At 37.6% G+C, this 16,568-nt stretch carries 14 protein-coding genes; 6 read left to right on the top strand and 8 right to left on the bottom strand.

Features of this window, described 5'->3' with window-relative positions:
• The first annotated feature begins 129 nt into the window (after positions 1-129).
• Positions 130-2,154 carry a zinc metalloprotease gene (locus CLV94_RS02215; RefSeq protein ID WP_211331173.1) on the top strand — a complete coding sequence of 675 codons (2,025 nt, stop codon included), beginning with the start codon at positions 130-132 and terminating at the stop codon, positions 2,152-2,154.
• Between the two features lie 47 nt (positions 2,155-2,201).
• On the opposite strand, the gene CLV94_RS02210 is transcribed toward CLV94_RS02215, so the two are convergent.
• Genes CLV94_RS02210 through CLV94_RS02195 form a run of 4 tightly spaced genes read right to left on the bottom strand, consistent with a single transcriptional unit; the run spans position 2,202 to position 7,913 of the window.
• A complete protein-coding gene (locus CLV94_RS02210) occupies positions 2,202-2,600 on the bottom strand; it encodes a response regulator (protein ID WP_121374830.1) in 399 nt (132 codons plus the stop codon).
• A gap of 1 nt (position 2,601) precedes the next feature.
• Positions 2,602-6,099, bottom strand: a complete 3,498-nt coding sequence (locus CLV94_RS02205; protein WP_121374829.1) for a PAS domain S-box protein — start codon at positions 6,097-6,099, stop codon at positions 2,602-2,604.
• Between the two features lie 2 nt (positions 6,100-6,101).
• The gene (locus CLV94_RS02200) at positions 6,102-6,533 is read right to left on the bottom strand and encodes a response regulator (RefSeq protein WP_121374828.1); all 432 of its coding nucleotides are present in this window, start codon (positions 6,531-6,533) and stop codon (positions 6,102-6,104) included.
• A gap of 36 nt (positions 6,534-6,569) precedes the next feature.
• Positions 6,570-7,913: a sensor histidine kinase gene (locus CLV94_RS02195; protein ID WP_121374827.1), complete on the bottom strand. Its 1,344-nt coding sequence runs from the start codon at positions 7,911-7,913 to the stop codon at positions 6,570-6,572.
• Between the two features lie 187 nt (positions 7,914-8,100).
• On the opposite strand from CLV94_RS02195, the gene typA reads away from it, so the two are divergent.
• Together typA and CLV94_RS02185 are read left to right on the top strand one after the other, a co-directional pair.
• A complete protein-coding gene (typA, locus tag CLV94_RS02190; protein ID WP_121374826.1) occupies positions 8,101-9,897 on the top strand; it encodes a translational GTPase TypA in 1,797 nt (598 codons plus the stop codon).
• Positions 9,898-10,102: 205 nt separating this feature from the next.
• Positions 10,103-10,555: a hypothetical protein gene (locus tag CLV94_RS02185; RefSeq protein WP_121374825.1), complete on the top strand. Its 453-nt coding sequence runs from the start codon at positions 10,103-10,105 to the stop codon at positions 10,553-10,555.
• Between the two features lie 35 nt (positions 10,556-10,590).
• Here the strand turns inward: CLV94_RS02185 and CLV94_RS02180 are convergent, their stop codons facing one another.
• The 4 genes from CLV94_RS02180 to CLV94_RS02165 form a co-directional block, all read right to left on the bottom strand.
• Positions 10,591-11,886, bottom strand: a complete 1,296-nt coding sequence (locus CLV94_RS02180) for an Ig-like domain-containing protein (RefSeq protein ID WP_121374824.1) — start codon at positions 11,884-11,886, stop codon at positions 10,591-10,593.
• A 45-nt stretch (positions 11,887-11,931) separates the two neighbouring features.
• A complete protein-coding gene (locus CLV94_RS02175) occupies positions 11,932-12,477 on the bottom strand; it encodes a dihydrofolate reductase family protein (RefSeq protein ID WP_121374823.1) in 546 nt (181 codons plus the stop codon).
• Positions 12,478-12,783: 306 nt separating this feature from the next.
• On the bottom strand, positions 12,784-13,458 hold the full coding sequence (locus CLV94_RS02170) for a hypothetical protein (RefSeq protein WP_121374822.1): 675 nt from the start codon (positions 13,456-13,458) through the stop codon (positions 12,784-12,786).
• 306 nt (positions 13,459-13,764) lie between these two features.
• Positions 13,765-13,950 (bottom strand): hypothetical protein, encoded by a 186-nt coding sequence (locus tag CLV94_RS02165; RefSeq protein ID WP_121374821.1) that lies wholly within the window; start codon positions 13,948-13,950, stop codon positions 13,765-13,767.
• A gap of 325 nt (positions 13,951-14,275) precedes the next feature.
• On the opposite strand from CLV94_RS02165, the gene CLV94_RS02160 reads away from it, so the two are divergent.
• The 3 genes from CLV94_RS02160 to CLV94_RS02150 all read left to right on the top strand — a co-directional run bounded on the left by CLV94_RS02160 (position 14,276) and on the right by CLV94_RS02150 (position 16,478).
• Positions 14,276-15,010 (top strand): hypothetical protein, encoded by a 735-nt coding sequence (locus tag CLV94_RS02160; protein ID WP_121374820.1) that lies wholly within the window; start codon positions 14,276-14,278, stop codon positions 15,008-15,010.
• A gap of 205 nt (positions 15,011-15,215) precedes the next feature.
• A complete protein-coding gene (locus CLV94_RS02155; RefSeq protein ID WP_121374819.1) occupies positions 15,216-15,905 on the top strand; it encodes a hypothetical protein in 690 nt (229 codons plus the stop codon).
• A gap of 18 nt (positions 15,906-15,923) precedes the next feature.
• Complete coding sequence (locus tag CLV94_RS02150) at positions 15,924-16,478, top strand: cupin domain-containing protein (RefSeq protein ID WP_121374818.1); 555 nt, start codon at positions 15,924-15,926, stop codon at positions 16,476-16,478.
• Positions 16,479-16,568: the final 90 nt, after the last annotated feature.

Genomic DNA, 16,568 nt, shown 5'->3' with positions numbered 1-16,568 from the left:
ATTCTTCAACTTTGTAACAGCTAGTTGAGATAGGATTATTTCCTGTTTCTTAAAGCATTACCGGTAAGGAATTATGTAAAAAGCGTTAACCGAAAAGCTTATAGAGTAGGGAATATAAAATAGTGTAGTATGAAAAAAATGTTTTTAATGGCAACGCTGATGGGGCTTTGTATTCTGTCGGCATGCGATCCAGTAAAGCCTGTCACAACCAAGAGAGATTGTGGTACCGAAGATTTTTATAAAGAAAGACTCAGCAAGGACAATGTTTTTGCTAGGGAAGAAAAAAAACTTGAAAGCCTCATTTTAGAATATACTCGAAAAATGAGAGGCAATAAATTTGATTTTAGAAGTACCAATGTGACCATTCCAGTAGTTGTGCATGTAGTGTATAATAATGCTGCGCAAAATGTTTCGGATGCTCAGATCCAAAGCCAGATAGATGTGCTGAATAGAGATTATAGAAGATTGAGTACTGAAATTCCAGGTGGCCATGCGGTCTTTACAGGGATGGCCTCCGATACGCATTTCCAGTTTGCTTTGGCGAGAAGAGATCCGAATTGTAATCCTACAACAGGTATTATCAGAAAAAGCACAACAACCGCCTCTTTCACTCATACAAATTCTAGTGTTGCAACCGTAAGAAATCCTGTAAAATTTAATTCTTCCGGAGGTGATGATGCTTGGCCGAGCGACAGATACCTGAACATTTGGGTATGCAATCTGAGCGGTACATTATTGGGATATGCTAGTTTTCCGGCAGATATGGCTACTCGTCCTCTTGAAGATGGTGTTGTGATGGATTTTACTTGTTTTGGATCGACTGGGACAGTGGCTGCTCCTTACAATTTAGGAAGAACTGCTACGCACGAAATAGGACATTGGCTAAATTTAAGGCATATTTGGGGTGATGATACAGGTGATCCAGATGAATGCTCCGCAGACGATGCTGTTACAGATACTCCAGTTCAAGCAATAGAAAACTATGGCTGTCCGTCTTTTCCTCATGTTTCTTGTTCGAACGGGCCTAATGGTGATATGTTTATGAATTTTATGGATTATACCGATGATGCCTGTATGTACCTATTTACAAATGGACAGTCCGAAAGAATGGATGCGACATTCTGGACGACAAGAGCGTCTTTGGCTTCCTCTTTGGGCGCTTTGCCTCCTCCGGCTGCTGCCTCGGCAGATTTATTCAGCAAAGATACCGATGAAGACGTAGGTAATGAAGCGAATAACGAATCTCCAGTATTCTATCTGACGGATGATATCTGGATACGAAATACTAACGACGGACTTACGAATCAAGAGCATCAAAACCCAATAGGAGAGCAGATAAACTATGTATATGTACGAGTGAGAAATAAAGGATGCTCGCCGTCTACTGCTGCAAATGTGAAGTTATATTGGGCAAAAGCCTCTTCAGGATTAGCATGGCCTTCTCCTTGGGACGGCAGCGTAACATCGCCTGCATTAATGGGTAATTCAATAGGGAGCAAGCCTACCGGAGCGGTAGCTGGAAATGGATTCGTGATTTTAGAATTTCCATGGACGGCACCTGATCCAAGCGAATACTCTGCTTTCGGAGCCGATCAAAACCACTTCTGTCTTTTGTCTAGAATAGAAACTGCTACAACAGCTCCTTTTGGGATGGCTGTTGCCGAAACCTCTAATCTTTTAAACAATGTGAAAAATAACAATAATATTGTATGGAAGAATGTGTCGGTTACCGATGCTGATGGAGCCAGTCATAAAAATTCTGTACTTCTAGCAAATTATGGAAGAACGGCCCAGAAATATACAATCAAAATAAAACCTTATCAAGGCAAGACTTTTGGAAATACCAAAGTGGGAATCGATAAAAGAAGTACCTTCTTGAAAAATGTTGAAGACATACGTGGCACTAAAGGTCTTGAGCCTACAGAAAGAGAGTATGTAGTTGCAGAAAATGGCGTAGAAATAAAGGGTGTAAAGATGGACAGAGGCGAAATAGTATCAATCATATTTAACCTTGCCGAGCAGAAAAGAAATCCAAGAAAAAATGATAAGCAACCATTGTTTAGGCGAAATGTAAACCAGTTTTTAGTGGAACAATATTCAGAAAATGGCGAGCTGATAGGAGGACAGTTGATAAAAATAAAAATCAATAATTAGCCCATTTCACTGATTCAAATAAAAAAGCTCTCGATTGAGAGCTTTTTTTATAATCTATCTTTTAGGTCTTCCAGCATTTCTTTAGTGATGGGCTTTGACAAGAAATCAATCACAATCGAATACGTCTTCGATTTTTCAATGTCAGTCGGATCGATAGTAGACGAAAGCACGATTACTTTTGTCTTGGCATTGAATTCTTGATATTCGGATTTGGTGAAATTGTCCAGAAATTCCCATCCTCCCATGACAGGCATGTTCAAATCTAGGAAAATAAGTTCTGGAGATTGTGATTCGCCTTCCGCTCTTAAGTTGTTATAATAATCCAAGGCTTCTTGTCCGTTTTTTGCAGTAATTATTTCTTCTGTAAAAGATGCCTTGGCAATTACCATCTTGTAGAGCATTAAAGTAATTGGATCATCATCCACACATAAGATTTTATGTAGCATTTTATTCTTTTTTGAATGTTAATGTAAATTTAGTTCCTTTATTCACTTGGCTTTGGACCTCTATTGTTCCGCCCATTGTTTCTACCTGAGATTTGACGAGATACAATCCGAGTCCTTTACTGTCCGGATAGTTGTGAAATCTTTGATAGAGGCCAAATATCTTGTCTTTGTTTCTCTCAATATCGATTCCTATTCCATTGTCTTCAAAGGTAAGAATTGTCTTATCATGTTTCTCCTTTGTCGCTATAGTTATTTTTAATTTTTTTGCTGGATTTCTATATTTTATGGCATTCGTGAGCAAGTTCAGCATAATGCTCTCCAGATAAGCTTTGTTTATAAAGGAAAGCGAATCTTTTTCGAGATTGATTTTTAAGATCGGCTGATGCAGATTTATAAGATAGCTTAGCTGGTCAAAAACACTTTCAAAGACCTCGCTGAACAAAACTTCTTCTTTTTGGATGGAAGGATTGTCCTTGATAATGACAACCTTAACCAAATCGTTTATGGTCTCGTTGAGAAGATGCGTTGATTTTGTAAAGCCATTCAGTATGAGCTTTAAGTCGTCATTTTCAATCGGAATGTCTTCTATCAGGTTAAGAAGCCCAGTCAGATTTGACAGCGGCGCCCTAAGATTATGCGACGTGATATAAGAAAACTGCTTTAAATCTTTGTTGTTTTGCGTCAATTCGCGGATTAGTTGCTCGCGCTCTTTTTCTTGCTTTTTCTGTAAAGTTATGTCTCTTTGTATTGAAATCCAGTGCGAAAGCTGGCCTTCCTTATTTGCGATTGGGATCATTGAAAAACTGACCCAATATTCTTCATTATTTTTTCTGTAACTGATAGTTTCTACCTGAGTTTCCTCTTCATTCTTGATTGCATTGATGAGTTTTTTAAACTCCGATTCATCAGAGTTTTTCCCTCTAAATATCAACGGCGATTTTCCAATAACTTCAGATGCCTTGTATCCTGACATTTCTGTGAATGCCTGGTTTGCAAAGATGATTTTCGGTATCGGAGTTTCCGAAGTATCGTTTTCCGTGATTATTACGGCATCTTTGGCTTGGGTGATTACGGTTTCAAGAAGTTTTAGGCGCTGTTCTTCTTCTTTCTGTTTGGTGACATCCTGCATGGAACCGATCATCCGAATCGGTTTTCCATCGTTGTCTTTTATAAGGAATCCTCGATCGAAGACGTATTTATAAGTGCCGTCTGAGCATTTGAAACGGTATTCGTCTTGCCATTTTTCAACTTTTTTCTCTAGAAAATTATAAAGTTTCACGGATACCCTGAGGCTGTCTTCGGGATGGATTCGGTCGAACCACCATTTTGAGGTATCACCGACTTCGTCTTTTCTATACCCAAAAACACTGCGAATTCCTTTATTCCATTGGAAATCATCTTCTTGAATTTTCCAGTCCCAAATAGTATCGCTGGTTGCTTTAGCAACAATATCATAGCGGTCTATCGCCTGTTTTAGCTCTTCGCCAGCTCTTCTGTTTTCTATCAGCACGCCTACTAGGTTTGCTATCCTGTCAAGAAGATAAATTTCGTTTTGATTCGGTTCTCTGTTGGTTTTGTAATACGTTACGAAATTGGCCAGATTGGTACCGTCTGTCTTCTTAATCGGAATTGACCAGCAAGATTTTAAGCCATGGGCAGTTGCAGCGGGAGCAAAATTTTTGCAGAGCGGCTCTTTTTCGATATCATAAATAAAAATATTCTCATTTTTGAAAATACTTTTTTTCATATCGAATTCACTTACAGACTCGATATATCCTTTTGGAAGCGAATTGCCTACAAAGTGTTTTATCTTATGGTTTTTAATCTCAATGATGGAACATATGGCTCCTGGTATGAGAATTTCGATATTTTGGATTACTTTTTCCAAAACTTCTTTCAGCGACTTATTAGGCTCTGCATTGAGCTTATATGTATCTTTTTCAAAAGCAAGTATGGTCTCTTGAAATTTTCGAGTCGTGATGTCTTGAAGCGCTCCTATTTTTTTAATCTGCTTGCCGTCTTCCCATATAAGGTCAAAACGATCAAGAACATGAGCATAGGTATCATCTTGTTTTCTGAATCGGTACTCAATTTCATAATGTGATCCTGAGGCGTCTTCCTTGATAGCTGCTATTTTGGCTCTTACTTCTTCTCTTTCGTCGGGATGCAGTCGCGAGACCCAGAAATCCAGATCGAGATACTGCTGGTCTACAAAATTAAATCCAAATAACTTTTTGTAATTCGATCCTGTAATATAGATTTTTTTGGAAACGGTATCAAATTCATAAATAGCATCACTAGTAGCCTTGGCAATGGCTTCGTAGCGAAGGTTGCTCTCCTTTATTTTTAGCTCATTTTCGATTCTTTCGGTAACATCGCGGGCATTGAGAACGATTCCGTTGACGGCGGCATTGTCGGTCATGTCGACGATATTAGCTTCGAGCCACCGCCATTTACCGTCGATTTCTATATATCGGAAGGGCCGTGTTGCGACGCGCTTTTCTGTTTTCAGACGGGAAAACTCTTGCTGGAAAAATTCCATTTCATCCGGATGAAGTCGTTCGAAAGCATTAATGCCGATATAGTCGTTAGGATTCAGTCCGTAGTTTGTTTCGACATTCGGGCTTATGTAGGTAAAAACTCCGTCCGTATCGAGAATAGCGATAAGTTCGGATCCGTCTTGAACTAATGCCCGAAAGCGCTGTTCTGTCAGTTCATTCTCTTTTTCGGACTTTAATTTTTCCGTGACATCTGTAACTAACACAAGTCTGGCTCTTCTTCCGTTGAAATTGATCTCATTACTTTGAGTGATGACATCGATCATCTCTCCATCCTTCTTGATGTGCTTGAAGGAGGTTTCCATGAATTTGCTGCCTTCTCTTATTTCTTTAACCAAATTGAAAGCTTTTTCAGAATCTTTCTTGGCGACAACGGCATAGGCTTTTAGACTTAGGAATTCCTCTTTGGTGTAACCGTATTTTCTCAAGGCAGCATCGTTGGCATCCAGAAAATCTAATGTTTCGATGTCGTAGACTGCTTTTGGAAGCGGACTATGCTGGAAGATGTCTTTGTATTTCTTTTCAGAATCGCTGAGCTTTTGCGCAATTTTTTTGCGTTCGATATTGTAAAGCACGCTCTTGAATAGCAACGGTGCATTGAGATATTCTTTTTGAAGATAGTCTGAGACTCCGTAGGAAAGCGACTTAATGCCGAATTCTTTATCTGAAAAACCAGTCAATATGATAATCGGGATATTTCTAGATATCGGAATTATTTCGTCAAAAAGCTTTTCACCTTCTGCATCGGGAAGAACCAGGTCCAAAAGAATAATATCTATTTTTTTTGCGGAATTCAGGAAGTTTTTGGCTTCTTTGAGATTTCGCGCCTCATAAAAAACAGGGTCAGGGAATTCTTCTTTTATATAATCTTTGATCAGGACCAAATCGCCCTGATTGTCTTCGATTATTAAAAAATGAATACCTTCTTTTTGAAACGTCATCGTTAGTCTTTTTTAGGCAATTGAACTATTGATATCCAAAAATCTTCAATTGCAGCTATGGTATCTAGAAAGTTGTTCGCTTCGACAGGTTTTGTTATAAAGCAATTGACGTGGTTTTGATAGCTTTTCAGGATGTCGCTTTCTGATGACGATGTGGTTAGCATAATTACTGGAATATGTTGAATTTGGGGATTCGATTTTATTCTGGCCAAAACTTCATGGCCGTTTAATTTTGGGAGATTCACATCCAGAAGAATAAGATCTGGCATTGTGGCATTTTCATAGGCTCCCTTCTTTTCCAAGAACTGTACAGCTTCCCATCCGTCTTTTGCGACTGAAACTTCTTTTTTTATCCTGCCGTGGCCCAATGCCTCTTTTGTAAGCAGGATATCGCCTTCGTTGTCTTCAATCAGTAAAATAGCAATTGATTCCATGGGGGCACAGATTAGAATTTAACAAATATAAGAAAACTATTTACTTACTGTGAAATAAAATGTGCTTCCTTGTCCTTCCTCCGATTTCAGCCAGATTCTGCCTCCTTGTCCTTCAATAATCTTCTTACACATGGCAAGACCTATACCGGTTCCAGAGTATTCGTTTTTGGCATGGAGCCTTTGGAAAATCACAAAAATTTTCTCGTTGAACATAGGATCGATTCCGATACCGTTATCGCTTACTGAAAATAGCCATTGATTTCCCATGTCTTCATGCGTAATCATTATCTCTGGGGCAATAGCGGTTTTATGATATTTTAAGGCGTTGCCAATAAGATTCTGAAAAACGAGCTGCAATGGAGTTTTTCGGTTATTAATTATTGGAAGATTGTCCCATTTTATGACTGCCTTGCTCTCTTTTATAAAAGCTTCGTTATAAGTAGTGACTTCTTCGATGAGCGTATTGAGATCGATTTCCTCGATTTCTTGGTCAAATTTTCCAACTTTTGAATATTCAAGCAAGTCAAGAATTAGGTTCCGCATCCGATGTGCGCCATCTACTGCATAATGGATGTATTCTTTGCCTTTGTCGTCCAGCTTATCGTCATATTTTCTTTGGATTTCCGACAAGAATCGGGTAATCATTCGTAAAGGTTCTTGAAGATCATGCGATGCTATATAGGCAAATTGTTCCAATTCTGCATTTGAAAGTGCCAGTTCTTCAACTCTTTTGTTGATTTGTATGTTGAGTTCCTTTAACCGCTGTTCATTTACTTTTCTTTCGGTAATGTCTTCCAGCGATCCGATCATGCGGATGGCTTTTCTTTTTTTATTGAACAACAGGTATCCTCTGTCGTATACATGCTTTATTGTACCAGTTTCAGTGATGATGCGATATTCATCAGACCACTTTTCCTTATTGGCTGTTTCAAGAAATTTATCGAACTTTTGGGCGACTCTCGCTTTGTCTTCCGGATGGATTTTATCCGTCCACCAACTGCTATGGTTCTCAAGATCGGGATAGCCAAGAATCCTTTTTAGTGATTCGCCCCAGATGACTTTGTCTTTTTTAAAGTCCCAGTCCCAGATGATATTGTTGGTGGCTTTCGTAACTACTGTATAACGTTTGTTGGAGAGCATGAGCTCTTCGGCTGTGCTTTTCAGCTTGTTGAGGTATTTTTGGTTCTTATTTTCATAGCGCCTTAGCATAATCCAGAAGACAAAGCCGGATATGACAATGAAAGCTGAGCCTTTCAAAGTTTGAAAGAGAATCGAGTCGCCAGTAAAGCCAAAATAGGCGAACGACCGGTCGCTGATTAAAATCCAAAGGATTCCAACCGCAAGATAGATGGAGATTATTTTGCTTGAAGGTTTGTACATGGGGAAATGGTCTTCAATGTAAATATAATGAAAAGTATTTATTCAGATTATTTATGTTAAAAAAAATACGTTTCAATCGATTCTGAATTGATAAGTTAATTGCTTATTATGAATAAGTTAAGCCCTGTGAAAAAAACATTTTTTATATCAAAATAATGCGTACATTTGCACCTTCTAAAAAAATCAGATGGAATCTATCAGAAACATTGCAATTATTGCCCACGTCGATCACGGTAAAACTACTTTGGTTGATAAAATTATGTACCATTGTCAGCTTTTCCGCGAAAATGAAAATACGGGGGATCTGATTCTAGACAATAACGACTTGGAGCGTGAAAGAGGTATTACTATTACTTCTAAAAACGTTTCTGTTGTTTATAAAGGAACAAAAATCAACATTATCGATACTCCTGGTCACGCGGATTTCGGTGGAGAAGTAGAGCGTGTATTAAATATGGCGGATGGTGTTTGCCTTTTGGTAGATGCTTTTGAGGGACCAATGCCACAAACTCGTTTCGTTTTGCAAAAAGCGATTGATTTGGGATTGAAGCCTTGTGTTGTTATCAATAAAGTAGATAAAGAAAACTGTACTCCAGAAGAAGTTCATGAGAAAGTTTTCGACTTGATGTTTGAATTGGGTGCAACTGAAGAGCAATTGGATTTCCCAACGGTTTACGGTTCTGCAAAAAACAACTGGATGTCTGATGATTGGAAAAACCAAACTGAAAACATTGAGCCATTATTAGATATGGTAATCAAAAATGTACCAGCTCCTAAAGTTTCTGAGGGAACTCCACAAATGCTGATTACCTCTTTAGATTTCTCTTCTTTCACAGGTCGTATCGCTATTGGTCGTTTGGAAAGAGGTGTTTTAAAAGAAGGAATGCCAATCTCATTAGTAAAAAGAGACGGTAAAATCATAAAATCAAGAATCAAAGAATTGCATACTTTCGAAGGTCTTGGACGTAAGAAAGTAGAAGAAGTTATCGCTGGTGACATCTGTGCGATTGTTGGGATTGAAGGTTTTGAAATTGGCGATACTGTTGCTGATTTTGAAAACCCAGAAGCATTGCAGACTATTGCAATTGATGAGCCAACAATGAGCATGTTGTTTACAATTAACGATTCTCCTTTCTTTGGTAAAGAAGGTAAATTCGTTACCTCTAGACATATTAGAGAGCGTTTGACTAAAGAATTAGAGAAAAACTTGGCAATGAAAGTTGGTGAAACTGATTCTGCTGATAAATTCATGGTTTTTGGTCGTGGCGTACTTCACTTATCTGTTCTTATTGAAACAATGAGAAGAGAGGGGTATGAGCTTCAAATTGGGCAGCCGCAAGTTATCATCAAAGAAATTGATGGTGTGAAATGTGAGCCAATTGAAGAATTGACAATCGATTTGCCAGAAAGTCTTTCTGGTAGAGCTGTTGAATTCGTTTCTATCCGTAAAGGTGAAATGCTTTCAATGGAAGGTAAAGGAGAAAGAATGATTGTGAAATTCAATATTCCATCTCGTGGAATCATCGGATTGAGAAACCAACTTTTGACTGCTACTGCTGGTGAAGCTATCATGGCGCACCGTTTCATTGGATATGAACCATACAAAGGAGAAATTCCTGGAAGAAACAACGGTTCATTAATCTCTATGGAGAACGGAAAAGCAATTCCTTATTCTATTGATAAATTGCAAGATCGTGGTAAATTCTTCGTTGATCCAAATGAGGATATCTATGAAGGCCAAGTAATTGGTGAAAACACTCGTAGCGATGATATGACTGTTAACGTAACTAAAACTAAAAAACTTTCTAACGTTCGTTCTTCTGGAGCTGATGATAAAGCAAGAATTATTCCTGCAATCAAATTCTCTCTTGAGGAAGCTTTAGAATACATCCAAAAAGATGAGTATGTTGAGGTTACGCCTAAATCTTTACGTTTGAGAAAGATTTATTTATCTGAAACAGACAGAAAACGTTTTAAATTCTAATTCGTTTTTCTATATAATTGAAAAGCCATTCTGAAAGGAATGGCTTTTTTGTTTTAATGTAAATCCTTCTTTTTCATCAGATTCGGTTGGTGATATAACAAGTAGAATGTAGCAACTATCATGTCGAAATTAGTTTCGGTCATGTTGAAAGGAATAGGCATTGATAATTTATAAATTTCTAGTATGTTTACAAAAAAAATCAAAGATGAAAAAACTACTATTTTTATTGTTTATGGTTTCTGCAAGTTCTTTTGCACAGCTAAAAGCTACCGATATTAATAAACTGGCCAAAGCTTATAATGCCAAATTGCAAGAGGAGTTTGGAGATAGAGATTTTCAAACTGTAAAAGCCAAAAAGGATGGCAATTCAAATATAAAACAGATTGTTGTTCATACTATTGATTATAATGGGGCTGATATGGATCCTGCTTTTAGGGCTAAGTTAGATGATGAAAATATTGCTGAAGAAATAGAATACTTGTTTGAGTTTGGTTTTTATCCTACTTTCAAAGCTTTAAATGTCCAGTATTTTATTGTTGATTTTACCGTAATTAATATCGACGGAAAGAAATATAAAACGACAAGGTCATTCCCGATTAAAGATTATAATGAAACTGAGTATAATGAGGAGAAGGTCATGAAGTTGATTATAAGGTAATTTTTTTGTTGAGGCAATATAATGAGATTGTGTATTTATTTTGTCTTGAATTTTACTAGATATTCTTCTTTTAGCGGGTATCCGTCTTTTGATTTGAAGCTTCTGTTGGTCAGTATGAATTCATAGTCTTTGTTGGCTTGTAGTTCAACTAATAGCACCAGCGTATGGTTGTTGTTTTCAAAACCTTTTACTTTTTTTATCGGGAAGAAGTCTTTTCCTTTTTTAGAATAGTTTATGGAATAGCTGTCGGGTTCCATTTCTTTGGAAAATGTCACTCGCAATGCTGTCAAACTTGGGTCGACTTCTTTGGAATTATTTTTAAAAGGGCTTATTTCTGTTATGTAAGGCAGGTTCTTGTTGTATTCTTTTATGAGTTTCGATTTGTTGATCTTTTCTTTGAAGAACTCAGACTTTGAAAGGAAATCTTCGACTGCTTTATCGTTGTCGTAATTTAGTTCAATGATGTCTTTGATGGCTTGTTTTTTGTCTTTTGCAAGGTTGTAGTAGGATTTGCAGATTTCATATCCTACATAATAGCCTAAATCGGCGCTTTCTCCTTTTCTGCCACCATTGTACAGCCAGTTTGAAAAGTTGCTGGAGAACATTTCTTTTTTGAAATGTTCTTTTATCTTTTCGGCGTTGGCTCTTCCATAGGTGAAATATTTTCTTTGTAGGGGCTGTTGCATGGTTAATTCTGCAATAAAGTCGCAGGCACCTTCTTTTATGGATTGGCTCAGTACTCTGTTCCTATCGCCTATTTGCTGTGTGTGGATGTATTCGTGGATGTTTAGGGTAACGATATTGTCTAGCGACTGTTCTGCAAAAACATTCTTGAGCCAGTTGTTTTGAAACTCTGAAACATCGGTTGCAGGATTTCCGGTTGCTATTTCGGCACCCACAAGTACCATATTTCCTTTTACGGTTCCTCCGGAGCGAAGTCCGCCGATTGTGAAATACATTTCAGCGTCTTTTAATTCGGGATAGAGTTTTCTTAAGGAGCTGATGGCGTTGTCGAATTCTTGGATTTTGGTTTTGGCCGTCAGCGTACTAGGTCTTATGGAATTCCAAAATTTTGGGTATTCGTTTATAAGATTTACCCAAAGGGTGTCGTTGAAGTCTCGGGCTTTCATAAAGGCTTTGAGTCCTTCGGTACCTTTGTCGATATAAAGCTTGTCTATAAAGTGTATCTTTTTAGAAAAGTCGTTTGTCTTTTGGATACTGTCGTAAGCTGTCCAAAAGTTATCGATGTCTGTGGTAAAAATTTTGCTTGGGCTTTGAGAATAGGCGTTCGTGATAATAAAGGCTACGATGATTGTAATGGCTTGTTTCATTTGCTATTTTTGATGATGATTTTTTGTGTTTGTAGCGCTTTTAGGTTATGTGGCTTGTTCGTAAATCAATTGCACGACACCTGACTTGAAGGTATTGGTTTTTATCAGTCGTAGAGGTACGCGTTGCTTGAGATCTTCAAATAAAGGCTTGCCGCTGCCTAAAGCTATTGGGTGCACAGATATTCTGTAGATGTCAATAAGGCCTAATTGTAGGAATGTCTTGATCAATCCTGCCCCGCCATAGAGCCATATGTCTTTGCCTCCTTGCTTTTTAATTTCTGCTACTTTGTCGGCTATGTCGGAACTTATAAATGTGGCTTTATCGTCTTGTCTTTCCTGGCTGGAAAAAACGAATTTATTTTTTGAATGTACGGCTTGCCATAGTTGCTGTTCTGCAGGGCGGGCTTCGGCTTCGGGCTGATAGTTGCCCCAAGCGTCGTAGCTTGCGCGGCCATAGAAAATGGTATCAATGCTGGCTAAGAAGCCGTCAAAATTCATATCGTCGTCTAGGATGCACCAATCGATTTCTCCGTTAGAGCCTTCGATAAAACCGTCTAGGGTTACGGCTAGGTCTAAAATTACTTTTTTCAATGTTTATGCTATTTTTTGTGGTTGTTTGTAAACTATAGCCCTTGTTTACAGGCTTTTGGGTACTTGCTTTTATTTCTTTGGGTTGCTTAACAAACTTACTAAAACAATTTAAAGGGGTTGAGGTTATTTAGGACAAATTATTTTTATAGAGGGCTCCTGCTTTGTTAAAAAGCAGTCTTATTCTTTTGGCACTAGTGGAACTTCTAAAAGGCAGAAAGATGATTTTTTACAAAAAATAATCCCGCCAAAAGACGGGATTATAGTAGTATTTATACATGTTCTATGGTTTGCAAACCATTATTTGTCTTACATAAGTGAATTAATGTAACGGCCTAACATTACAAGGGATGCTTCTTCTGAAATCGAAAGATCATTGTCTTTAATGAAAGCTGCAATTTCTTTTTCTTTTTCTGGCAAGATAGCAATGATGTTCTTTTTCTTTAGAGGCAATGGTTTTATTTCTGAATCGCCTATTTTTATAAAGTACTCATCTTTTAATTTTGCATAAGTAGCTGGCTTAGAGGTGCCATATCCTAAATCGGCTTCTACTGGAGCTTTACGATAGATAGCTTCTGATTTGTAAATTTTTATTTTTTGATTGTTGCTTATGGTTTTTAAATAGCCTTGTTTTCTTGCTTCTTTTTCAGTCGTATATTCTACGTATTCATAAGATGCAGCACCGTTTGTTAGGTTGATAGGGCTGTATTCAGAAGGGACAATCTTGGTTACATTGTCAATATTAATTTCTATTTCGTCTGTATAGGCATTGTGTCGTATAAAAACGATTTCATTTGAATTTCCAATTTTTGCAGGCTGGAAAGTCTCATTAAAATATTGGGAACCTGGCGTGTTGTCTTGGACAACTTTTTTAGGGAGGAACTTAATTTCGCTAACTGATGTGGTATTGGCAGCTGATTGTGCTAACGCGAAATTTGAAAATAAAGCAACAATAGAAGTGCTTACTAAAAATTTTACTTTCATGTTTTTAATTAATTTTTGATTTGATTGATGTCTTGGATAATTTGTTTTGCAAATAAATGGATTGTTTTTTATTTTTTCTAACTTTTTAGAGGGAATTCTAACGTTAAAATTTATTTTGTAGTATAATTTTTTTTACTTCCGGCTAGTTTTAACATTTTTTTTACCAATTATAGTATCGTATTGGACGCAGCTCACTGTAGTTGTGAAGTATTTATGTCTTTTTTCTGGGGCTTGCGAAATGAGAGTCTAACTTACATTTATATAGTGATTTATGATAATAGGAGGCGTTATTTTTTTAGCGAAGGATTATATTTCTAAAGGCATGAAAAGAGTTTCTAAAGACGTGAAAGGAGTTTCTAAAGGCGTGAAAAGAATTTCTAAAGGCATGAAATGAATTTCTAAAGGCGTGAAAGAAGTTTCTAAAGGCATGAAATGAATTTCTAAAGACATGAAATGAATTTCTAAAGCCGTGAAAAGAGTTTCTAAAAGCATGAAATCAATTTCTAATGGCGTGAAAGAAGTTTCTAAAGGCGTGAAATGAATTTCTAAAAAGGTGAAAAGAGTTTCTAAAGGAGTAAGCTCTTTTTTGCATACTAAAGCTGTCCATAAAAATTTGGAGACGGATTTGCAATTGGTCTATTTAAAATGTTGTTCGTCTATTGGTGTTTTTTTCGGGAGAACAATGTGTACATCTTTGTTTTTATATGCACACCATCAAAACCCTATCAGGCAGGGATTGTATTCCATTTGTACAATTTCTGTAGCGGTGATGACAGCAGTTATTTTTTGCAAATAGAAATTTTAAAACCAGAATATTATGAACACTAAATTAAGTATGAAATTATTGTCAGTAGCAGTTATGGTCTTGTTTTTTGCTTCGTGCAGCAAGGATGACGACAGCCCGCAACCCGAACCTTTTAGTTATGGAGCTGTTTCGGGGATGAGTACGGGAACCGTTTCTATAGCAGGAACGACTTCACCTGCCGGTTATACTTGGAGCCAAGTAAAAACGCCTCAAACCAGCTGGGGTTTAAATGGAACGATAAATGACCGAATGCTTACCGACGATTTTCAGATTCCTTCGGGTGAAAAATGGACGATCGAGAATTTTTATTTTTATGCCTACCAGACTGGTTTTTCGGGTGCTACATTTCCGGTTAGTGAGTTTTATTTTGAGATTTACTCTTCAGATCCGTCTGTTGCAGGTGCCGTAAAGGTGTATGGCGATCTTACTACCAATCGATATGTATCTGCGGAAGATGCTAAAATGTACAGAATTATGCAAGGGCAGAGTGATGACCTTACTAGAAAAATCTATAAGATGAAGATCCAGGCAAGTGATCTTACTCTTAGCTCAGGGACTTACTGGATAAAATGGGGATCTAAAACTTCTAGCGGCGGTCATTTTTATCCGCAGTTTCCACACGACCCGAGCCGAGTGAATAATGCAAAACAATTTGTTGTTGCTAATTCTACTTGGGATAATTTGGTAGATGGAGGACAAACGGTAAGCATGCCTTTTGAAATTACGGGGACAAAACTTCCAGAGTAAATGATTATCGGCTTTTAAAATCACTGCTTGCTCGGATGAATTTTAGGTTTTATCTAAATTATAATACAGCGGGCAATCAGATTCAGATTATAAAAACAAAAAGCCCACACTATCAAAAGATAGAAATTCATCTCAACCAGAAAGCCGTATTTTTTATTACGGCTTTCTTTGGGATGTTCTAGCAATTGTTTCTAAATGAACAGGCATGGAAAGGAAAACCAATATCTTTATTTTGTTTTTTATTGCGGTGGCAGTCCTGTCTCTTGCAGGATTTTTTAATTCGTATATCCGGTTTTTGCCCAATACAGATCGGTTTCCTGTAATTATCCATGTCCATTTTACGGCCTTTATTTTATGGTTTACGCTTATTATCGTACAGCCCATTCTCATCCGTCAAAAAAAATACGAATTACACCGAAAAATCGGCAAGGTTTCTTACTTCATAGCGCCTGTATTGGTAATCACCATACTTAGTTTGGTCAAAAATCAAACGCAAAGAGAAATAAGTGCTTCCGAAAACAAAGCTGCCTTAACGGCTTTTATAGGGGTGTTGGATGCTGTTTCGTTTTCTGTCTATTACCTCATAGCCATGGTCAACAAGCGGAATTTACGATGGCATGTTGCTTTTTTAGTTGCCGCCACATTGGTTGTCCTGAATCCTGGAATGTCACGATTGGCAAATCACATACAACCGGGCTTGGGGTTGCTGCTTGCGGTTCTCCTGCCTTTTATTGTTTCAATAACAGTGCTATGTGTTGAAAAGATCAGATACAAAGCTCCTGTTTTAAAAAGTCCTTATTTTCTTTTTCTTTGCTGCTGGACCTTAGAGATCGTGTTATTAATGACGATTCCGAACCTAGAATTTTGGAGGGATTTTGTGGCCAACATTTTTTAACTAAAAAACCTTAATTATATGAAAAGGCAAAGATTTATATCCGTACTATTGCTGGCCATACCGGCACTTTCGTTTGCAAAAATTGGAAATTTTAAATTTGGCAAAAGGCCCAAAAAGGGCTTTGTAGTCCGTGCCAATGAAAGCCGCTTTGACGGGAAACAAAAAACGGTAGAGAATGTACTCGGCAGGTGTATTGTTTCTTCGGCATATACTGATGGAGATTTACTGATTGTTGCTCCGAGTAAAAAAACTTTTGCTTTTAAGGGAGGCCCGCCGCTGCATATTCATAAAAATCAGGATGAAATATTCTTTGTTGCCAATGGCGAGTTCATTGTTCAGATAGACAAAGAAATAGTTACTGTAAAAACAGGTGATACTGTTTTTATTCCTCGAGGTATTCCGCATACCTATGCAAATCCGATCGAAAACAATCCAGGCATCCTCATTTCAATACATCAGCCGGCAGGTAAAAATGAAGCGTTTTTTAACTATTTATGTACTTATGAAAAACTACCAGATTATGAAATAGACCCAGACTCTCCGGTAGTCGGTGAACCTATAAAAATAGAGTGAGGATTTTAGTGTGAAATCGGGAGATACGGCGTTTCTCCCAAGAGGAACTTTGCATACCGTGATTAATCGTATTGAAAATAATCTGGGAAC

Origin of the sequence: Flavobacterium endophyticum (assembly GCF_003634455.1) — a bacterium.
Classification (GTDB): Bacteria; Bacteroidota; Bacteroidia; order Flavobacteriales; family Flavobacteriaceae; genus Flavobacterium; species Flavobacterium endophyticum.
The sequence above is the reverse complement of the archived record's forward strand: the minus strand, read 5'-3'. Positions and strand labels throughout refer to the sequence as shown.

Excerpts from the sequence above, each read along its gene's own strand:
- CLV94_RS02170 (WP_121374822.1), bottom strand. The coding sequence starts at position 13,458 with ATGAAAGTAAAATTTTTAGTAAGCACTTCTATTGTTGCTTTATTTTCA.
- CLV94_RS02155 (WP_121374819.1), top strand. The coding sequence starts at position 15,216 with ATGGAAAGGAAAACCAATATCTTTATTTTGTTTTTTATTGCGGTGGCA.
- CLV94_RS02215 (WP_211331173.1), top strand. The coding sequence starts at position 130 with ATGAAAAAAATGTTTTTAATGGCAACGCTGATGGGGCTTTGTATTCTG.
- CLV94_RS02200 (WP_121374828.1), bottom strand. The coding sequence starts at position 6,533 with ATGGAATCAATTGCTATTTTACTGATTGAAGACAACGAAGGCGATATC.
- CLV94_RS02210 (WP_121374830.1), bottom strand. The coding sequence starts at position 2,600 with ATGCTACATAAAATCTTATGTGTGGATGATGATCCAATTACTTTAATG.
- CLV94_RS02195 (WP_121374827.1), bottom strand. The coding sequence starts at position 7,913 with ATGTACAAACCTTCAAGCAAAATAATCTCCATCTATCTTGCGGTTGGA.
- CLV94_RS02180 (WP_121374824.1), bottom strand. The coding sequence starts at position 11,886 with ATGAAACAAGCCATTACAATCATCGTAGCCTTTATTATCACGAACGCC.
- CLV94_RS02160 (WP_121374820.1), top strand. The coding sequence starts at position 14,276 with ATGAACACTAAATTAAGTATGAAATTATTGTCAGTAGCAGTTATGGTC.
- CLV94_RS02165 (WP_121374821.1), bottom strand. The coding sequence starts at position 13,950 with ATGCTTTTAGAAACTCTTTTCACGGCTTTAGAAATTCATTTCATGTCT.
- CLV94_RS02150 (WP_121374818.1), top strand. The coding sequence starts at position 15,924 with ATGAAAAGGCAAAGATTTATATCCGTACTATTGCTGGCCATACCGGCA.
- CLV94_RS02185 (WP_121374825.1), top strand. The coding sequence starts at position 10,103 with ATGAAAAAACTACTATTTTTATTGTTTATGGTTTCTGCAAGTTCTTTT.
- typA (WP_121374826.1), top strand. The coding sequence starts at position 8,101 with ATGGAATCTATCAGAAACATTGCAATTATTGCCCACGTCGATCACGGT.
- CLV94_RS02205 (WP_121374829.1), bottom strand. The coding sequence starts at position 6,099 with ATGACGTTTCAAAAAGAAGGTATTCATTTTTTAATAATCGAAGACAAT.